We start from the raw sequence: 19952 nt of genomic DNA on the forward strand, positions 1-19952 counted from the left end.
CTCCCGTTTGTCTCGGGTTCGGTGGGCTTTCTGTAAGTGAGTCACTCCCAGCCCCTTTTCAAGTTTTGGTGGGGCCCGTCCGCGTGGGGCCCCGGGGGCGTGTCCCGGTAGCCCGACCGCACGATCAGTGCTGGCAGCACTGGCGCATGCTCCACTCCGGACGGTGCCAGTAGTGAGCGGGGTCCTGCGAGGCCGACGGCGCGGCCGGGCGAACGGTCACGACGGCCGCCTCGGTCGCCCCGGCCGCCTCCGCCGCCTTGGCCGCCTTGGCCGGCCGGAACGGCGCGAGGATCTCCGGCACCGTGCGGGTGACGCCGGCCACCATCACCGACCGCACCGCGGCCGCGGCGCGGATGTCGGTCAGCGGGTCGCCCTCGACCATGACCAGGTCGGCGATCCTCCCCGGCGCCACCGCGCCCAGCTGGTCGCCGTAGCCCAGCGCCCTGGCGGCGTTGCCGGTCGCGGTCATCAGCGCCTCGCGCGGGGTGAACCCGTACTTCACCAGCACGCGCAGGTTCTGGTGCGCGCTGACGCCGATGTCGTCCAGCGGCGCGTCGGTGCCGAAGACGACCAGGCCGCCCCCGCGGTGCACCCGCAGCAGCGCGTCCACCATGCCCTTGGTGATCCGCTGGTCGAGCTCGCTCTCCGGACCCGGCTGCGCGGCGCCGTCGGCCTTGGCCACCAGGCGCCGGTAGTCCCAGTCCGGGAACAGCACCTTGGTGCGCTCGTCCTCCACCAGCGACCGGTCGCCGGCGTACAGCTCGCTGGCGAAGATCATGGTCGACGACACCCACATGCCGCTGGCCACGAGCAGGTCCACCGCGTCCTGCGACATGCGGAAACCGGCGTAGCTCAGCGTGCGCGAGTAGTTCAGCCGATGGCCGCCACCGGGGTGCTCCATGCCGTCCAGGCCGGTGTGCGCCGCCGGGTACAGATAGTGCGAGGTGACCGGCACGCCCATCGCGTGCGCCCTGGCCACGATGCGCTGCTCGAAGGCCACCGGCATCCGCATGTACGACTTGATCTGGTCGTAGTCCAGCCCTTCGGCGCGGTCCAGTTCCCGCTCCAGCTGCTGGGCGGAGTGGACCGGTCGCATGCAGTTGTAGAAGGCCCGGCTGCCGTCCAGGGCCTGTCCCGAGCCGAGGTAGCGGGGGCCGACCCTGGTGCCGGCCTCCATCGCCTCCCGGTTCTCCACCATCTGGTACGCGAGGTCACCGGGCGACTTGCTCGTGGTCACGCCGTAGGACAGCCACAGCCGCCCCTGCCGGTCGCCCCACTGCTTGCCGCGCATGTTCCAGTGGTTGTGGGTGTCGATCAGGCCGGGCATCACCGTCAGCCCGGAGGCGTCCACGATCCGCGCGCCGCTGGGCACGCCGCCGCCCCTGGGCAGCACCGCCTCGATCGTCGCGCCGCGCACCACGATGTCGACGTCGCGGCGCAGCTGCTCGCAGGTACCGTCCCAGAGCGCGCCCGCGCGCACGACCGTGGGCTCGCTGACCCGTACCGGACGGTAGGTGAGGTCGGCGGTGATCGTGCGGGCCGCGCCGCCGTCGGGCCCGACGGTGCGCAGCACGCCGTTGCACAGGTAGACGACGGTGCCGTCCGCGCTGATCGACAGCGAGTCGGTGACCTCGTCGGTCAGCTGCTGCGGCTCGCCGGTGATGGTGCCGTCGGCGGCCACCGGGACCCGCCAGGCGAGGCTCTCCGCGCCGAACACCAGGTGCCGGCCGTCGGAGGTCCACAGCGGGCCGTCGTTGTCGCGGGTGCTGATCGACCGGTCCGGCGCGATCTCCTGGTACCGGACCTTGTTGTCGGCCAGGTCCACGGTCAGCACCTGGTTGTTGCCGTTCGAGGTGCGCTTGGAGTACGGCATCAGCGCGGCCAGCGCGATCCTGCCGCCGTCCGGCGACCAGGTCGGCCGGCCCGGCTGGTAGAGCGCGGGCAGCACCTGGCGCACCGAGCGGTCGGCGACGTCGAACACCCAGGTCTGACCGGACTCGTCCTGGTAGGCGAGCTTCGCGCCGTCCGGGGAGAACCGCGGCGCGAGCTGGCCGCCGGGCAGATCGGTGAGCCGGTCGGAGCGCCCGGTCGCCAGGTCCAGCCGCCACAGGTTGGCGGTGCCGGCGCGGTCGCTGACGTAGACCAGGGACCTGCCGTCGGGCGCGAAGTCCGGATCGGCCGCGAAGAACCCGTCGTCCACGACCTTGCGGGGCCTGCCGCCGATCGGCAGCAGCCACAGCGCGTTCAGCGCGCGGAACGCCACCTGCTTGCCGTCCCGCGACACCGCGGGGTCGGCCATGCCCTTCGCCCGGCGCGACGCGTCCGACACGAGGTTCCGCCGCTTGCGCTGGTAGTTCCGCGCCGAGTACGGCAGTTCGGCGGTGAACGGGATCTCCCGCACGGCCCCGGAGAGCGAGCGGCGGCGCAGCCGGCCGCCGGAGCTGTAGACGAACTCCTGCGCCGAGGTCCACGACACCGGCAGCGGCGGCAGGTCCTCGCCGGTCACGATCGCCTTGGCCCCGAGCATCATCGTGGTCCCGGTGCCGCCCGCGCTCAGGTAGCTGACCTGGCCGTCCGGTGCGTAGACCGGCGAGGACACCATGGCGTCGCCGGGTACGCCGGGCAGTTGCCTGCGCAGGCCCGAACCCAGGTCCAACTCCTCGATGGCGCCGTCACCGACGACGTAGGCGAGCTTCGTGCCGTCCGGGGACCACACCGGGGCCGCGTGCACCTCGTCGGCGTCGGTGACGGCGCGCTGCTGCCCGCTCGCGAGGTCCAGCACCCAGATCCGGCTGACGTGGTCGCGGTCGGAGGCGAACGCCACCTGCTTGCCGTCGGGCGAGAAGCGCGGCTCCAGGTCGAAGCCCCAGCCGGTGGTGAGCCGGGTGAGCCCGGTGCCGTCGGCGTTGATCGTCCACACGTCGTAGGCGGTGTCGAGGAAGGACTGGAACACGATCCGGCGCCCGTCGGGCGACCAGTGCGGCCGGGTCGCGTCGTGCTCCTCCGGCGTGATCCGCTGGGCCCGGCCGCCCGCGGCCGGCAGCAGCCAGATGCCGCCGGCGATGTCCACCGCGAGCCGGCGGCCGTCGGGGGACACCGCGACCCCGACGTTGGCGCTGTCCCGCACGGTCACGCTGCTCTCACCGGGACGGCCGTTCGGCTGCGGCGTCTGCGCGGACGCGGGCACCGCGCCGGCGGTCAGCCACAGCGCGCCCGCGCCCGCGACGACCGCGCCGCCGCGCAGCACCTGCCGGCGGGAGAGCCTCTCGGATGGTGACGTGTGTTCCATGGTCTTCCTCGTTACTTTCTGCGCGCGGTGGTGTACCGGGGGGTGCCCCAGTGGTCCACGCCGTAGCTGATGCCGGTGAAGGCGTCCTGTTCCCGCAGCAGGGACATGACCACGTCGGCCTGCTCGTCGTCGTGTTCGATCGCGACGCCGCCGCCGGAACGCAGCAGCCGGGTGGCGGCCGCCACCACCGCGCGGATCACGACCAGTCCGTCCTGGCCGCCGAACAGCGCGGGCCACGGCTGGTGCTCCTGCCATTCCGGCGGCAGCACGACGCCGTCCACCACGAACGGCGGATTGGCCAGCAGCAGGTCCACCGTGCCGTCCAGGTCGGCGAACATCGCGGCGTCGGTGACATTGCCGGCGTGCAGGATGATCGGGGTGTCGCCGAGTTCCGCCTGCCGTGCGGCGTTGCGGCGCGCCCAGGTCAGGGCCACCGGGTCGAGCTCGATGGCGTGCACGGTCGCGTCCGGCCGGGCGTGCGCGACCGCCAGGGCGATCGCCGCCGATCCGGTGCACAGGTCCACCGCGAGCGGCTTGGACACCCCGCTCACCACGTCCAGCCCCCATGCCAGCAGCGGCTCGGTGTGCTTGCGGGGCACGAAGACGCCCGGACCCACCGCGACCTCGACACCGCCGAGCACGGCACGGCCGGTCAGGTACTCCACCGGCGTGCGGTCGGCCCGGCGGGCGACCAGCTCCCGCAGCCGGGCCAGATCCTCCCGGCCGAGCGTGGCGTCGAGGGGCAGCCGCTCCACGGCGCGGCCCAGCACGTACTCGGCCAGCTTCTCGGCGTCCCCGCGCGGCTGCCAGGCGCCGGCCTCGGCGAGGGTCTTCTCGGCGTCCGTCAGGAACGCACCCAGCGTCGGTTCACCAGTCTCGGCGGTCATCCGTTCCGGACTCCTTCCAGGATGTTCGCGGCCGTCTCCAGATGGCCGCGTTCGTGCAGCGAGGACAGGGCGAAGCGGATCAGACCGGTGCCCTTGGCCACGGTGGGGAAGAAGGCCGGCAGGATGAGCACCCCGGCCTCCTTCAGCGTGGTGGCCGCGCGGAAGGCCGCTTCCTCGGTGTCGAAGTGCGCACCGCGCACCGGGGACCGCAGACCGGCGTTGACGAGCCGGTTGCCGGTCAGCTCGTCGAACACCTCGGTGTTGCGCCACAGCCGCTCCTGCAACGCGGCGACCTCGCCGTCGAGGTGCAGCCGGGCCGAGGCGACGTTCGCGGCCAGCATCGGCAGCATGATCGAGTGCCCGAAGACCAACGGGTTCGCGAACTTGCGCAGCACACGCACGTCGTCCTCGCTCGGCACCACCGCGAACCCGCCGCAGCCGCCGAACGCCTTGGACAGCGAGCCGGCGATGACCACGTTGGGCGGCAGCCGGTCGCCGAGCGCCTCGAAGGCGTAGCCGGCGCCGTGCTCGCCCGCGACGGAGATGCCGTGCGCGTCGTCGATGTAGAGGTGTCCCCCGTGGGGCGCCAGCGCCTCCAGGATCCCGGCGACGTCGATCAGACCGCCCATCGAGCCGACGCCGTCGATCAGCACGATCGGCGTGCGCCCGTCGCGACGGGCGTCGCGCAGCGCGGACTCCAGCGAGTCGGGCGTCTCCAGGTCGAACCGGCGCGCGGGGCCGATCTGGTCGAGGACCCCCCGCAGCACCTGCATCGAGGAGTGCGCGGTCCGGTCCACCAGGAAGGTCGCGCCGCCGGGCGCGATCGGGTAGCTGGGCAGCGCGCCGGCGCCGAGCAGCGGCAGCAGGCCCAGGTGGACGGTTCCGACGGAGGTGAAGGGGACGACCTTGTTGCCGCGGTACACCGTGGAGAGCAGGTCCTCCAACTCGCCGAGGTAGTGCGGGCGCATCCGGTTGCGGGAGGTCGACAGGTGCACGCCGAAGCGGCGCAGCGCCTCCTCGGCGGCCGTCACCAGCGCGGGGTGCTCCTCCAGACCCAGGTAGGAGCAGGACACGAACTCCAGCGCCTCGGTGCCGTCCGCCAGGCAGACCACCTTGCCGGGCTTGCGGCCGGTGACCACGTGCCCGGTCAGGCCTTGCTCGAACGCCACGTCCAGGGAGTCGGACGTCTTGTTGATGCGGGACTCGACCCAGTTGGCCGGCTGTGTCTCCTGCTGCGGATGGATCATGTCGCCTCGATTCGGGTGGACGCGGACAGGGCGTCGAACAGGTGGGCGCAGGTGTCGCGGTGCTCGTCCAGGGCGGTGCCGAAATGGTCGCGCAGCCGGCCCTGCGCCGCGGCGAACCCGGCTTCGTCGCCGCCGTCGATCAGGTCGGCCAGTCGGCGCACGGACGCGGCCAGCGCACCGCGGGCCCGCGCGGCGTCGGGATTGGCGACCTGGATGTCCCAGTACACCTCCGGTGTCCCGGAGGCGATCCTGGCCAGCAGGGCCAGCATGGTCGCGTGCGGCGGCGGAGCGATCACGCCGAGTTCGCCGATGTCGGTGCCGAGTTCCTCCAGCGCCAGCCCGAAACCGAGCACGCTGGCGTGGGTGAGCACCTGCGCGGCGGCGGTGAGCCGGTCGTGCCGCTCGGCGTCGAGCAGCACCGGTCGGCCGCCCCACTCGGCGAGCAGCCGCAGCAGTTCGGCCGCGGCCGGCCCGTCGTGCACCACGACGGTGGCGACCGGCTTGCCGGGCATGCCCAGGGCCGGCGCGAACATCGGGTTCAGGCTGACGGCCTGCACGCCTTCGACGCCCTGGAGCGCGGTCACCACGGCGTCCTTCACGGACAGTGTGTCCACCAGCAGCGCACCGGGACGCAGGTGCGGAGCGATGAGCGGGATCGCGGCCAGCCCCGTGCGCTCGGGCACCGCCAGCAGCACCAGGTCCGCCGTGCCCAGCTCCGCGACCAGGGCGTCACCGGGCGAGGTGATGTCCCCGGCGATGTCGCCACCGGCCGGGTCCACCACGACGACCTCGGCGCCCGAACCGGCCAGCAGCGAGGCGAACATGCCGCCGACCGCGCCGGCGCCGCCCGCCACCAGACAACGCCGCAGCGACCGAACTCCGGCCCCGCTCATGCCAGTCCTCCCAGCGCGGGGCGCAGCGCCGTCGCCGCGACCGCGGTGAGCACCGCGCGCGATTTCACCACGGTCTCCTCGTACTCCTCGTCGGGGTCCGACAGCGCCACGATCGCGCCGCCGACGCCGAAGCTCATCCCTTCGTCGGTGGCGACCAGGGTCCGTATCACGATGCTCAGATCCGCGGCGCCGGACAGGGCGAACCAGCCCAGCGAACCGCTGTAGACGCCGCGCGGCCCCTCCTCCAGCCGGTCGATGATCTCCATCGTGCGCACCTTCGGCGCACCGGTCATGGAGCCGCCGGGGAACGCCGCGCGCACGCAGCCGACCGCGCTCTCCTCCGCCCGCAGCGTGCCGCGGACGGTGGAGACCAGCTGGTGCACCGGCGCGTACGTCTCCACGTCGAACAGCACCGGGACGTGCACCGAGCCGATCTCGCACACCGTGTTCAGGTCGTTGCGCACCAGGTCGACGATCATCAGGTTCTCCGCGCGGTCCTTCTCGTGCGTGGAGAGGTCCAGCTTGAGCAGCTCGTCCTGGTCGGGAGTGCCGCCGCGGGGCCGGGTTCCCTTGATGGGCTTGGACTCCACGACGCCGTCGGCGCCGATCCGCAGGAACCGCTCCGGCGACGCGCTGAGCACCGCGACCTCGGCGAAGTCCAGGAAGGCCCCGTAGGGCACCGGGCTGATCCGGCGCAGCCGGGAGTAGGTGTGCCGGGGATCGATCTTCTCGTCCACGGTGACCGTGTTGGTCAGGCAGATCTCGTAGGACTCGCCGAGCCGGATCTCGTCGAGGCAGTCCTCGATCCGCTTGAGGTAGCCCTCGCGGTCGTGGCGCGGACGGGCGGTCTCCCAGCCGGCCATGTCGGCGGCCTCGGCGCCGGCCAGCACACCCGTCCGGCCCGAATCGTCCACGGCGGACCCGTCGAGCCGGGACAGCCGAGCCGCCGTCCCGTCCAGCCAGTCGAGCGCGGCCGCCTCGTGCTCCGGCGTGCTCAACGCCAGCAGGTACGACCGGTGTTCCACGTGGTCGACGACCAGCGCGCGGTCGGCGAACAGCAGAGCGGCGTCGGGGGTGTCGGCCCGGTGTGCCCGGGAGCCACCGGTCTCGGCCTTCAACTCGTAGCCCAGGTAACCGACGTAGCCCAGGTTGAAGTCGAACGGCAGACCGTCCGGTGTCGGCAGCGACCGCGCGGCCAGACTGTCCTGGAGGTAGCCGAAGAAGTCCCGGTGGACCTCCTCGACCCGGCCGTCCGCGTGGGTGACGGTGACCAGCCGCCGGCTGACGTCGTAGGAGACGTACTCGGCCAGCGGTCCGCTGTCGTCGCCCATGATCGAGAACCGCGAGCGTTCGTGGCGGGTCTCGCTGCTGTCCAGCCAGAAGCTGCGGGTGGAGCCGGAGAACAGTTCCCGGTGCGCCGCGTCCGGGTCCGGCTCGTGCGCCGCCTCGCGCACGTGCAGGCGCAGATCCGGCGTGGCGTCAGCGGGCGCCGGCCGCACGGCCGGTGGAGGCGGGGCGACGGCCGGAGCGGGGCGCGCGTCCATCGCGAGGTCGCGGAAGTTCGCCAGCAGCAGCCTGCCGTGCTCGCTGCTGATGGATTCGGGGTGGAACTGGACGCCCCACAGCGGGTCCGTCCGGTGGCGCAGGCCCATCAGCACGCCGTCCTCGGTCCACGCGGTGCGTTCGAGCACCTCGGGCAGGTCGGTGACGGTCAGCGAGTGGTAGCGCACCACCGAGAACGGCGTGGGCAGCCCGGCGAAGACGCCGTCGCCGGTGTGGTGCACCAGCGAGCTGCGGCCGTGCATGGGTTCGGGCGCGAGGCCGACCGTGCCGCCGAACAGGTTCGCGATGCCCTGGTGGCCGAGGCACACGCCGAGCACCGGCCGTCCCGAGTCGAGGACGGCGCGGGAGCTGATGCCGAAGTCACGGGCCCGGTCGGGCCGGCCGGGCCCGGGGGACACCACGATGCCGTCGAACTCGGCCATCCGCTCCGCCGGGAATTCGGCGTCGTTGCGCACCACGACCGGCGCCCGGCCGGTCACCTCGCCGAGCAGCTGGTACAGGTTGTAGGTGAACGAGTCGTAGTTGTCGATCAGCAACATCCGCATTGCCCGGTCTGTCCTTCCTTCAGTGTGGCCGTGGTGCCTAGGTCGCCGGGGTGTTGCCCATGACCAGGTCCTCGACCCGGCAGGTCTCGGCGATGATCAGGTCGTACAGCCGGCGCAGGAAGTCCTGGTCGATCCCGTTGCGCTCGCCGTACCGCGCGGCCCGCTCCTGCACGATGCCGATGCGGTGCGGCTGCATCATCGGGACGCCGTGCTCCCTCTTGTGGTGGGCGACGCGCACACAGACGTCGATCCGGTCGCGCAGCACGTCCAGCAGACGGGCGTCGATGCCGTCCAGTTCGCCCCGCAGTTCCTCGAGTCGACGGTCCGCTCCGCCGGATCGTGCCGCCGAATCCCCCATGGTCACCTGGAATCTCCTCGTGATCGTCTCGCCCACCGAAGGGCTCTTCCAGATGTACCTGCCAACGGCGGTCCGCAGGAGCCCGCGCGGCGGTTGCGGCAACAAACGCGGTCTCGCGCAACAACCGAGGTCCACATGCGCAAGAAAGACCTTGTCGCTTCCGGCACGTCCACGGACGATCGGTTCCCGGAAACCATCACCGGAAGGCGCGCCGATGACCTTGTCCGCTCGAACCCTGCTGTCCGCCGAGTCACGTGCGAAGCTCGCCGCGGATCCCCGTCTCGGGGGCGGGAACGTCCTGGAGTCGGCGCTGGCCGTCAGCCCGAACCCGGACCTGCCGTTCATCGCCACCGGCCGGCCGGTCGCCACCTGCGACGGCGGGACGACGACCGAGTTCAGCCTCCGCGGGCTGGACCGGCTCGTGCAGAGCTGGTCGGTCTGGTACCTCGACCGGGGCGTGCGGCCCCGGGACCGGGTCGCGGTCCACATCGAGGACTCCTTCGCGTACTCGGTTCACCTGCACGCGCTGGCGACCATCGGCGCGATCGCGGTGCTGATCAACAGCAAGGCCCCCAAGGAGAACGCGCTCGAACTGATCCGGCGCACCGAGCCGGTCGGCGTGTACACGACCCGCGGCCGGCGCGACCTCCTCGGCCCCGAGCTCGCCGAACTGCCGGGCTCGCGCTGGGTCGTCCTGGCCGAGGACGTGCCCGCGCCGCCCCAGGCCGAGCTGGCCGCCGCCGCGCGGTTCCGGCACGCGCCCGACGACCCGGTCTCGATCCTGCATTCCTCGGGCACCACGGGCTTCCCCAAGCCGGTGGTGCAGACGCACGCGTCCAGCGTCGCCGGCCCGCGGTTCCGGCTCACCGACTACCTGGACTCGCCCGACGACCTGATGATGGCCGCGCAGCCGCAGTCGCACCTGGGCTCGGTGGTGTACGTCAACTACGCCGTCCTGGCCGGCACGCCCATGGTCGCCCACTACGACCCCACCGGCGCCGACCTGGTCGACGCCATCCGCCGGTACCGGCCGACCACGGTGATGGCCTTCGCGCACGCGTTCACGGAACTGGCCGACGTCGAGGTCGCCGACGGCGCGGTCGACTCGGTGGACAGCTGGGTGACCATGGGCGACGCCATCCACGAGGCCCACCTCAAGGCCATCCTGGGCAAGCGCGACCCCGAGCTGCCCTCCGCGGTGTTCTACGACCGCTTCGGCGCCACCGAACTGGGCTGGGGCCTGATGGTGCAGCCGCGCTCGCTGGCCTCACAGCGCAACGACCGCTGCATCGGCCGTCCCGACGCACTGTCCGAGGTCGTCGTGCTGCGCCGGGACGGCACCGCGGCCGACCGCGGCGAGATCGGACTGCTGGGCGCCAAGGGCCCCACCATCACCGCGGGGTACTGGAACGACTCCGACACCACCTACCGCAGCCGGCTGTCCGGGTACTGGCTGTCCGGCGACCTGGCGTACCAGGACGAGGCCGGCGACTTCTACCAGGTGGACCGGGCGGTGGACACCATCGAGACCGCGGCGGGCCCCGCGCACTCGGTGCAGATGGAGGAACTCCTGCTCAACGAGCTGCCGGTGATCGTGGACTGCACGGTCGTGGCCGGCCGGCACGGCGGGAACACGGTCGCGGTGGCACTGGTCGCCGCCCACGGCGAGCACCTCGACCCGTCGCAGCTGCTCGCCTCGGCCAACACCGTGCTCGGCGCGGCCGGCCACCCCACGCTGGCCGTGCTCGAACTGACCCGCTCCGTCACCGACATCCCGCAGGGCGTCACCGGCAAGGTGCTCAAGCGTCAGCTCCGTGAACGCTACGACACGCTCGCGGACTACCTCCGCGCGAGCGACCCCGCCGCGGTGGCCACCACCCTCTAGGCGGGCGACCACCACGACGTGCGGACGTCATCCCCGGGCGACCGGAGTTCCCTCGGCGATGACGTCCGCGCCGGCCCACTCGGTGCCCAGCATCGCGTACACGGCCAGGTCCGCCCGCTGCCCCTTGAGCATCTCGCCCTGCACGAAGAACGCCTCCCGACGCATGCCGAGACGCTCCATCAGCCGCATCGACGAAACGTTGTTCCCGTTGCACATGCCGACCACCCGGTGGAAGCCGTACCGCTCGAACGCCAGCCGCAGCACCTCGCGGCCGGCTTCGGTGGCGTACCCGCGGCCGCCGTGGTCGGGGTTCATCACGAAACCGATCTCGGCGCGGCCCAGTTCGGCGCTCAGCCAGTCCAGGTTGAACTCGCCGATGAGCCGGCCGGACTCGCGCAGCTCCACCGCGACGGCCAGGTTGTCGCCCTCCCCGGCCAGCTCGGACTCCGAGATCCTGGTGGCCAGCGCGGTGCGCGTCTCCTCGCGGGTGCGGGCGTCCCACAGCAGGTACCGGGTCACGTCCGGACGGCGCTGGATGTCGTGCAGGTCGTCGATATCCGCCTCGGTGAAGGAACGCAGCACCAGCCGGTCAGTGACAACAGGATCCACGGGTGAGACTCCGAATTGGATTATTCGATGAATGGTCCAGCGGATACTAGCATCCGAAAATCGGCATTTAGGGGAATCGTGAACACTTTGTTCCGCGGAGTACGCCGGTGATCCGTCGCCTGCCGTTGTTCGCACTCGTCGCCGCGTGCGGCGTGTCCTCGTGCGGCGCGACGATGACGATGATCGCCCTTCCCTGGTTCGTGCTGTCAAGAACCGGCAGCGGCCTCCAGACCGGGGCCGTGGCCGCCGCCGAAACGCTCGGGCTGGTCCTCTCGGTGGTGCTGGTCGGCCCGCTGCTGGACCGGTACGGCGCGTGGCGCGGCAGCATCATGGCCGACCTGGCGGCCTCCGTCGCGGTGATCGCGATCCCGGCCGCGGAGGCACTGGACCTGCTGTCGCTGCCGGTGCTCGTGGTCCTGGTGTTCGGGATCGGCGCCGGTCGAGCACCCTCCCGCAGCGCCAAACAGGTGCTGCTGCCCGCCGTCCTGGCCGCGACCGGCGTCCGCGTCGAGCGGGGCACCAGCGCGGAGGAGTCCGCGTTGCGCACCGGAGACCTGCTCGGCGCGCCGCTCGGCGGCATTCTGATCGGGCTGATCGGACCCACCTGGGTCCTACTGGCCGACGGCGCGGCGCTGCTCACCGCGGCGGCGCTGGTGGGCCTCCTGGTCCGGCCCGCGGCCGCCGCCGGGCGTGAGCCGGCCGACGGCGCGCACGGCTACCTGCGGGAGCTCAAGCAGGCCGCCGAGCACTTCCGGCGCGACCGGTTGCTGCTGGTCATCGGCGTGCAGTGCGCGGCCTTGAACGCCCTCACCGTCGGGCTGCTCTCGGTGCTGCTGCCCGCCTACGGACTGACCGTGTGGCACGACAGCACGCTGGTCGGCGTGCTGATCGCCGCGTCCAGCGGCGCCAGCATCCTGGGCACGGCGCTGTACGGCTGGCTGGGCGACGGCGGCCGTCGGTGGCGGGTGTTCGCGATCTGCTCCCTGGTCTCCGGCGCGCCCGTCTTCCTGGCCGTGGCGGCCGACCCGCACCCGGTGCTGCTGGTGCTGGTGGTCTCGGCCTGCATGATGGCGAACGGCCCGATCAACCCGGTGATCGCCGCGGTCAAGTACGCCCGGGTGCCCGAGGGGCTGCGCGGCCGGGTGTTCGCGGCGTTCCACGCCTCGGCCAACGCGGCCATGCCGCTGGGACTGCTGCTGGCCGGGGTGCTGCTGGACGCGGTCGGGCCGACCGCCGCGGTGCTCGTGCTCGGCGGGCTCTGCCTGCTCGTTTCGCTGTGGCCGTTCGTGTTCCGGGTTTGGCGGGAGTTGGACGAACCGGAACGCCTCCCGTCGAGGGTCGGATAATTCGCGCAACAAATGCGGCCCCCAGCAAGAAATGCCGCCCCATAACGCAAAGAAGCCGGTCGTCCGATCGTCCGACGGAATCTAGTGTTCGGGCGTCGACGGAATGGGAATGGGACCAACCGAATGCCCGGTGCGGCCGGCCCGTCGGCGCCGGGGCCGCGCCGGAATCGCACCGGCGGCAGCGGCCCCCCGAGCAAGGACGCGTTGCGCCGCGCGGAGCCGTCCGGGCAGGCACGGTGATCGTGCGCGACGAGATCAGCACACAACGGAGGTTCCCGATGAACACCGGCATTCGGCTCGCCGCCGACCTGGACGCCATCAGCCGGGAGGAGATCGAGCGACTGCGGGCGCACAACTTCACGCGGTTGGTGACCGCGGCCCGGCGCACGCCCGCGGTGCTGCGCCGCTGGCCCGGGCTCGACTCCGTGCACAGCCTGGACCGGTTGCCGGAACTGCCCGTGCTGACCCCGTCCGCGCTGGCCGACGGCTGTCCGCCGCACTCGGTGGAGTTCCTGATCGACGGCGACCAGCCCGGCATGGTGCTTCGTTCGAGCGGGACCTCCAGCAAGGTCAAGATGATGTACCACTCCTGGGCGTTCAACGAGCAGGTGTCCGCGCTCGGCGCGCGCGGGCTGCGCGCGACCCTGCCCGAGCCGCCCCGCCGGGTGGCGAACTGCCTCTACGGGGCCGAACTCAACGGATCCTTCCTGTTCACCCAGGAGGTCGCTCGGCTGCTCGGCGCGCGGGTGTACCCCCTGGGCAACGTCACCAGCGTCGCGGAGACGGCGAAGATGATCTCCGAGCACGCGATCGACACCTTGGCCGCGCCACCGGGGTACGGGGTGGACCTGCTCACCGGAACGCCCCCGGACCTGCTCGCCTCGATGCGGACCTACCTCTACATCGGGGAGAGCCTCGGCGCCAGCCGCACCGCGGCGCTCACCGCCGCCCTGCCCGGACTGACGGTCCGCTCGCTGGCCTACTCCACCACCGAGACCGGGCCCATCGGCTACCAGTGCCAGTGGCTGTCCGGCAACGACCACCACGTGCACGAGGACGCGATGGTGGTGGAGATCGTCGACGAGGAGACCGGGCTCGCCGTGGCCGCCGGCGAGGAGGGCGAGGTCCTGGTCACGCCGCTGAGCGACACCGGCATGGCCCTGTTCCGCTACGCCATCGGCGACCGGGGCCGGCTGAGCACCCAGCCGTGCCGCTGCGGCAGCCAGGCCTCCGTGCTCACCCTGCTCGGCCGGGCCCGGCAGTCGCTGAACGTGGACTCCGAGACCGTCTCCGCCGACCAGTTGATGTCGCGGCTCGCCCGGTTGGGCATCACCGATCCCGCCGACTGCCAGTTTCAGGTGCTCTGGACCGTCAACCGGTACCGGGTACGGCTGCTGCTGTCACCGAGCACACCCGGGGACATCACCGTCGACGCGGTGGTCGCGGCCTTCGCGGACACCGTCGAGCTCAACCAGATCGTCACCGGCCCGCGCTGCCTGGGGTTCACCGTGGAGCACGTCGAGCGCGGCGACTTCGAGCGCACCGAGCGCGGCAAGGTGCCCACCCTCTACCAGCGAACGGTCACCGCATGAACCGGAACCCCTGCCCCGTCACCCGGTCCTACCTGGACGAATGCGCCGCCGAGGGGCGCGACGGCCTGCGCGGGGTCGTCGACCACCTGCGGTTCCCGCCGCACTTCACCGCGGCCTTCGACGGGCGGGTGCTCGGCCGGCCGCTGTTCGTCGAGGAGACCGCGATCCGCGGCGTCGCCGACCGGCTCATGCGGTTCCACGACCTGATCGTCTCCCTGCCCGGCAGGCTCCACGGTGGCGACGTGTTCGCCTACGGCGAGGCGCTCGGGCTCGACCGCCGGTCGGTGGAGCTCGTCCGCCGGAACGGACTCGTGCCGCCGATCCCGTACGGCCGGGCCGACCTGCACCGTGACGGCGACTCCTGGCGACTGCTGGAGTTCAACATCGGCGCCGACCTCGGCGGCATGGAACGGACCGGCGACATCCCGCGGGCGCTGATGGACGTGCCCAGGTTCCGGGAGTTCGCCGAGAAGCACCGGCTGACCTACCCCGACATCGGGGCGGGCATCGCCCGCATGCTCACCCGCTGCGCCGAGAGCGTGTCCGCCGCCGGCACGCCGGTGGTCGTGATGCTGGAGAGCAACGGCCGGGTGGCCCAGTACCGGAAGTACATGCTGCCCTTCCAGGAGTACATGCGGGGCAAGGGAATCGACCTCCGGCTGGCCGAGGTGGGCGAGTTGAGCTCGCCGGGCGGGAAGATCCACCTGGACGGCACCCCGGTGGACGTGATCCTCCGCTACGTGTCGGTGGACCAGATCCTCGCCGACCCCGAGGTCGCCGGGGCCATGGAGCCGGTCTTCCGCGCCCACGAGGAGGGCCGGACCGTGCAGCTGACCCCGATCTGTACCGACCTGCACGGCAACAAGGGCATCCTGCCGATGCTGCACGACCCCCGGTTCCGGGCCGCCCTGGCCGAGGAGGAGCTGGCCCTGATCGACGGAATGCTGCCGTGGACGCGGTCGATGGCCGAGGGCACGGTCGAGGTGGACGGCGACGTGGTCGATCTGATCGACTACTGCCGCGCCCATCGGGAGGAACTGATCCTCAAGCCGAACAACGACGCGCGCGGCGGCGGCATCGTCGCCGGCTGGGAGACGTCCGACGGGGACTGGCGGCGGGCCCTGACGGAGTGCGACCGACGACGGTTCCTGGTGCAGCGCAAGGCCCCGGCGCAGCCGGAGCCGGTGCAGGACGCGGAGACCGGCGAGGTGCGGGACTGGCTCGCGACCTGGGGCGTCTACCTGACCGACGAGGGGTACGCGGGCACCTACATCCGTGCGCTGTCCGAGTCCGCCGGCAGCGCGGTCGTCGGCTGGGACGCGCTGCCGCAGCTCACCGCCGTGTTCAGCTACCCGGCCTGACCTGCACGCGTGAGCGAGCCCGGGCGCGACATTGCCTTAACCTTCATCCATTGCAACGATCCATTGCGTTCGAGTTCAGCGTCATTGCATCAATTTACCGTTACTGAGCTGGGAAGACGCGTTTCATCCGATTGACGTCGAGTCAGAAACAGCCGTAGCTTTCCAGTTATCCGAACGTGCGGCAACGCGAAACGAGGAACGGCCATGGGTGAATCCCCGCACACCGTCACGACCATGCCGGTGGCACGCCGCCCCGGCTGTCCCTTCGACCCGCCCGCCGAGCTGATCGACGCCCGCCGGCACGCGCCGATGAGCCGCTACACCTTCCCCGGCGGACGGCCCGGCTGGCTGGTCACCGGATACGACCTGGTCAGGGCGGTGCTGGCCGACACGAGGTTCAGCTCGCGCAAGGACCTGATGCTCCACCCGACCATCGACTACGGCGACTTCCAGATCCCGCCGGCGCCGCCCGGGGAGTTCGTCCTCATGGACGAGCCCCAGCACAGCCGCTACCGCAAGCCCCTGACGGGCAAGTTCACCGTACGGCGGATGCGGCTGCTCACCGAGCGCATCGAGCAGGTCACCACCGCCCGCCTGGACGCCATGGAGGCGGCCGGGCCTCCGACGGACCTGGTGACCGCGTTCGCCAAGCCCATCCCCGCCATCGTGATCTGCGAGCTGCTCGGGGTGCCGTACGAGGACCGGGGCTCCTTCCAGGAGCAGGTCGACTCGTTCATGAACGGGGAGACGAGCGACGAGGACCTCATGGCGGCCTACGCCTCGACCCAGGAGTACCTGGCCGAGCTGGTGGCCGCCAAGCGCGCCAACCCCACCGACGACGTGCTCAGCGACCTCACCGACAGCGATCTGACCGACGAGGAACTGAAGGGGATCAGCCTGATCCTGCTCGCGGCCGGTCTCGACACCACCGCGAACATGCTGGCCCTCGGAACCTTCGCGCTGCTGCGCAACCCGGACCAACTGGCCGCGCTGCGGGGCGATCCCGCGCTCGCCGACCGGGCCGTGGAGGAACTGCTGCGGTACCTGAGCGTCGCCAAGACCTTCATGCGGACGGCCCTGGAGGACGTCGAACTCGGCGGCCGGACCGTCAGGGCCGGCGAGCGGGTGATCCTCTCGTTCAACACCGCCAACCGCGATCCCGAGCGCTTCCCCGATCCCCATGTGCTCGACCTGCGCAGGCAGGACGGCGGACACCTGGCCTTCGGCCACGGCATCCACCAGTGCCTGGGCCAACAGCTGGCCCGCATCGAGATGCGGGTCGCCTTCCCCGCGCTGCTCGACCGCTTCCCCACGCTGCGCCTGGCCGTGCCGCCCGAGGAGGTCGCCCTGCGCCCGGAGCTCGCGGACATCTACGGGGTGAAGAGCCTCCCCGTCACCTGGGACGCGTGATCGATGAGGATCACCGTGGACACCGAACGCTGCATCGGCTCCGGAATGTGCGTCCTGACGGCCGGCGAGGTCTTCGACCAGCGCGAGGACGACGGCACGTCGGTCGTGCGGCAACCCGAGCCTCCGGCCGGGGCGTTGGGCGCGGTTCGCGAGGCGGTCGCCCTGTGCCCCGCCTCGGCGATCAGCCTGTCGGCCGACCCGCGGCATCAGGGCGTGTCCGACGCATGACCGTCCGGTGGAGGAACGGCGAGGTCCTCCGCCCGGCGGGAGCGGACCTCGGCGACGACCGGTCTCCGTGAAGAGTGGAGCCGGGTCCCGCCTCCGGCCAGGTGGTGGACACCCATACCGGAACGCCGGAGGTATGTGACGCCTCCATAGGGACGGCACTGCGGCGTCCGTAGCGTGTCGCGCACTTGGCCCCCGGTGTGGAGGAGTGAACGCGTATGCGAAGGAACGGGCGTGGCAGGCGAAGAGGATGGGGCTGGGTGCTCGCGGGCGTCCTGGCGCTGATCGGTGCGGCCGTCCCGGCGGGGCCGGCCGCGGCCGCGGTGCCGGCCAACCTGACCCTGGAGGCGACCTACGGCACCGTCGCCAACGGCTGGGACCGGGTCGAGCGCTACCTCGACACCACCACCGGCTTCCGGCAGGAGCAGTACCCGCCGGACGGCCGCGGCGACCAGGACGGCCAGCGGCTCACCTTCTTCGGCGGCGTCAAGCAGCCCTTCTCCGGCCGTTTCCTGCTCTACTCGGCCCCGGGCTGGAACACCGGCGCGCACCAGGTCCCGGTGCTGCTGGTGCACGGCGCCAACGACAACCCGGACCGGGCCTGGGCCAACCCCGGCGAGTCCGGCGGCTACGGCTGCGGTTCCATGTCCTGCCCCAACACCGGGCTGATGCAGAACCTGGCCGGGCGGGGCTACCGGGTCTTCGCGATCGGCTTCGCGCACAAGCAGGGCGACAACCTGATGCAGGCCCAGGAGGTCGGCGACGCCGTCGCGCTGATCCGTGCCAAGCTCGGCGTCCCGCAGGTGGACGTGGTGGGGTGGAGCAAGGGCGAGATGTCCTCGCGGGCCTACGTGTCCTCGGTGAAGCCCTCCTGGGGCCGCCCGTACGCGGGCGACGTGCGCAAGCTGATCACCCTCGGCGGCCCGAACGGCGGCTACGACTACCCGTTCGCGCACGGGTGGGCGCACGACTTCTCGATCTGGCCGCAGTGCGGCGGTGCTGTCAACGCCCCGTCCCCGCACCTGCGCATGACCTGCTACGGCACCTACACCGCGCACCCGGAGTTCTCCTTCACCCCCGCGAGCGGCTACGACAACTACCCGGGGCAGCGGCAGATGCTGGCCCGCTGGGACTCGGTGTTCGGCATCGACCAGACCCAGCAGGACTGGTACACGACCTACTACGGCGGGCAGGGCTTCTACACCGACGGCGGCGGCATCCAGGCCGCAATCAACGCCGGCTCGCTGATCGCCCCGCTGCACCAGGCCGGGGTGCCCTCCTCGGTGACGGCCTACCTCCTGGCCGGTGGCACGCCCAGCATCGTCGGGATCTTCAACGAGAACCGCGGGCCCAGCGACGGCGTGGTCTTCGTGGCCAGCGCGCTGGACACCACCGGCTTCGGCACCGTCGGCGGCACCGCGCTGATCGCCCTCGCCAACCACCTGCAACTCGGCTGGGACAGCGCGGCGAGCGCGCAGGTCGCCGGCTGGCTGAACTGAGGACATCCCGGATGATCACCGATCGACTGATCGCCACCGACCGGCTCACCGTGGGCTACGCCGAGATCGAGGGCCGCACCGGGGAACCCGTGGTCCTGGTGCACGGCAACGTCTCCTCCGGCGTCTTCTGGCACTCGACCATGACCGGGCTCCCCGCCCGCTACCGCCCGCTGGCCCCCGACCTACGCGGCTTCGGCCGCACCGAGCCGCTGCCGGTGGACGCCACCCGGGGCCTGCGCGACCACAGCGAGGACCTGCTCTCCTACCTCCGGGCGCTGGCCCTGGGCCCGGTCCACCTGGTCGGCTGGAGCATGGGCGGCGGCGTGGTGCTGCAACTGCTGCGCGACCACCCGGAGCTGGTCCGTTCGCTCACCCTGGTCAACCCGGTCTCCCCGTACGGCTTCGGCGGCACCCACGGGGTGGACGGGCGGCTCAACTCGCCCGACGGGGCGGGCTCCGGCGCCGGCGGCGCGGCCCCCGATTTCGTCCGGCTGCTGCGCGAGGGCGAGACGGGCGCCGAGTCGCCGTTCGCGCCGCTCTCGGTGCTGAACACCACCTACGTCAGCGAGCCGCTGGCGGAGCCGGACCACTACGTGGCGGCGATGCTGACCACCCGGACCGGGGAGGACCACTACCCGGGCGACAGCCGCACGAGCGAGGCCTGGCCGGGCTTCGGTCCCGGCGAACGCGGGGTGCTCAACTCGATGGCGCCGACCCACTTCCGGATCGACGACCTGGAACTGGTCGAGCCGAAGCCGCCGATCCTGTGGATCCGCGGCACGGCCGACGTGATCGTCTCCGACACCTCGCTCTTCGACCTGGCCCACCTGGGGGCCATCGGTGCCGTCCCGGGCTGGCCCGGCGCGGACACCTGCCCGGCCCAGCCGATGGTGGCGCAGACCCGCGCCGTACTGGACCGCTACGCCGCCGCCGGCGGCCGGGTGCGCGAGGTCGCGGTCGAAGGCGCCGGGCACAGCGTGCAGTTGGAACGGCCGAAGGAGTTCCTGACGGCGCTGGTGGAGGTGCTGGACGGGGCCTGACGGCGGGACGGCCCCCGGCGGGTCGAGCGGTCCCGACGGACGGGGAAGGGCGGCCGGAGCGATGCGCTCCGGCCGCCCTCTTCGTGCTCCGTCCGCTCTCATCGTGCGCCGTTCGACGGGTCCGGCGCGGCGGCGGGGGGGCCGGACGGACCCGTTCTCCCCGCGGAGCAACCCGGCCCCGCGGGCGCAGCGCGGGCGGCGCC

15 protein-coding genes are annotated in these 19952 nt (G+C 72.0%); 8 read left to right on the forward strand and 7 right to left on the reverse strand.

Going from position 1 to position 19952, the window contains the following annotated elements; genetic code table 11:
- Nucleotides 1–124 precede the first annotated feature (124 nt).
- The 6 genes from ACWGKU_RS18765 to ACWGKU_RS18790 are packed head-to-tail and all read right to left on the reverse strand — an operon-like array spanning nt 125 to nt 8782.
- Nucleotides 125–3289: an amidohydrolase family protein gene (locus ACWGKU_RS18765; RefSeq protein WP_452180331.1), complete on the reverse strand. Its 3165-nt coding sequence runs from the start codon at nt 3287–3289 to the stop codon at nt 125–127.
- 11 nt (nt 3290–3300) lie between these two features.
- A complete protein-coding gene (locus ACWGKU_RS18770) occupies nt 3301–4176 on the reverse strand; it encodes a N5-glutamine methyltransferase family protein (protein ID WP_401043579.1) in 876 nt (291 codons plus the stop codon).
- Nucleotides 4173–5423 (reverse strand): aminotransferase class I/II-fold pyridoxal phosphate-dependent enzyme, encoded by a 1251-nt coding sequence (locus tag ACWGKU_RS18775; protein ID WP_401043581.1) that lies wholly within the window; start codon nt 5421–5423, stop codon nt 4173–4175. Before ACWGKU_RS18775 ends, ACWGKU_RS18770 begins: the two co-directional genes overlap by 4 nt.
- Complete coding sequence (locus ACWGKU_RS18780) at nt 5420–6316, reverse strand: prephenate dehydrogenase/arogenate dehydrogenase family protein (RefSeq protein WP_452180330.1); 897 nt, start codon at nt 6314–6316, stop codon at nt 5420–5422. The genes ACWGKU_RS18775 and ACWGKU_RS18780 overlap by 4 nt, the downstream gene beginning before the upstream one ends.
- Nucleotides 6313–8424: an aminodeoxychorismate synthase component I gene (gene pabB, locus ACWGKU_RS18785; protein WP_452180329.1), complete on the reverse strand. Its 2112-nt coding sequence runs from the start codon at nt 8422–8424 to the stop codon at nt 6313–6315. The genes ACWGKU_RS18780 and pabB overlap by 4 nt, the downstream gene beginning before the upstream one ends.
- A 37-nt stretch (nt 8425–8461) precedes the next feature.
- Nucleotides 8462–8782 carry a chorismate mutase family protein gene (locus ACWGKU_RS18790; RefSeq protein ID WP_401043604.1) on the reverse strand — a complete coding sequence of 107 codons (321 nt, stop codon included), beginning with the start codon at nt 8780–8782 and terminating at the stop codon, nt 8462–8464.
- Nucleotides 8783–8996: 214 nt separating this feature from the next.
- On the opposite strand from ACWGKU_RS18790, the gene ACWGKU_RS18795 reads away from it, so the two are divergent.
- Nucleotides 8997–10667 (forward strand): class I adenylate-forming enzyme family protein, encoded by a 1671-nt coding sequence (locus ACWGKU_RS18795; RefSeq protein ID WP_401043589.1) that lies wholly within the window; start codon nt 8997–8999, stop codon nt 10665–10667.
- Nucleotides 10668–10694: 27 nt separating this feature from the next.
- Here the strand turns inward: ACWGKU_RS18795 and ACWGKU_RS18800 are convergent, their stop codons facing one another.
- Nucleotides 10695–11276: a GNAT family N-acetyltransferase gene (locus ACWGKU_RS18800; protein ID WP_380543862.1), complete on the reverse strand. Its 582-nt coding sequence runs from the start codon at nt 11274–11276 to the stop codon at nt 10695–10697.
- Between the two features lie 107 nt (nt 11277–11383).
- Here ACWGKU_RS18800 and ACWGKU_RS18805 point away from each other — a divergent pair, with 107 nt between their 5' ends.
- The 7 genes from ACWGKU_RS18805 (at nt 11384) to ACWGKU_RS18835 (ending at nt 19749) form a co-directional block, all read left to right on the forward strand.
- Nucleotides 11384–12622, forward strand: coding sequence for an MFS transporter (locus ACWGKU_RS18805; protein WP_452180328.1), 1239 nt, complete (start codon nt 11384–11386; stop codon nt 12620–12622).
- A gap of 278 nt (nt 12623–12900) precedes the next feature.
- Complete coding sequence (locus ACWGKU_RS18810) at nt 12901–14214, forward strand: phenylacetate--CoA ligase family protein (protein WP_452180327.1); 1314 nt, start codon at nt 12901–12903, stop codon at nt 14212–14214.
- Nucleotides 14211–15575, forward strand: a complete 1365-nt coding sequence (locus tag ACWGKU_RS18815) for a hypothetical protein (RefSeq protein ID WP_401043597.1) — start codon at nt 14211–14213, stop codon at nt 15573–15575. Before ACWGKU_RS18810 ends, ACWGKU_RS18815 begins: the two co-directional genes overlap by 4 nt.
- Nucleotides 15576–15779: 204 nt before the next feature.
- The gene (locus ACWGKU_RS18820) at nt 15780–16985 is read left to right on the forward strand and encodes a cytochrome P450 (RefSeq protein WP_452180326.1); all 1206 of its coding nucleotides are present in this window, start codon (nt 15780–15782) and stop codon (nt 16983–16985) included.
- A gap of 15 nt (nt 16986–17000) precedes the next feature.
- The gene (locus ACWGKU_RS18825) at nt 17001–17213 is read left to right on the forward strand and encodes a ferredoxin (RefSeq protein WP_452180325.1); all 213 of its coding nucleotides are present in this window, start codon (nt 17001–17003) and stop codon (nt 17211–17213) included.
- A gap of 257 nt (nt 17214–17470) precedes the next feature.
- Nucleotides 17471–18709: an esterase/lipase family protein gene (locus ACWGKU_RS18830; RefSeq protein WP_452180324.1), complete on the forward strand. Its 1239-nt coding sequence runs from the start codon at nt 17471–17473 to the stop codon at nt 18707–18709.
- An 11-nt stretch (nt 18710–18720) separates the two neighbouring features.
- Nucleotides 18721–19749 carry an alpha/beta hydrolase gene (locus tag ACWGKU_RS18835; protein ID WP_401053018.1) on the forward strand — a complete coding sequence of 343 codons (1029 nt, stop codon included), beginning with the start codon at nt 18721–18723 and terminating at the stop codon, nt 19747–19749.
- The last annotated feature ends 203 nt before the right edge of the window (nt 19750–19952 follow it).

This window comes from Kitasatospora sp. NPDC054768, from assembly GCF_053612025.1.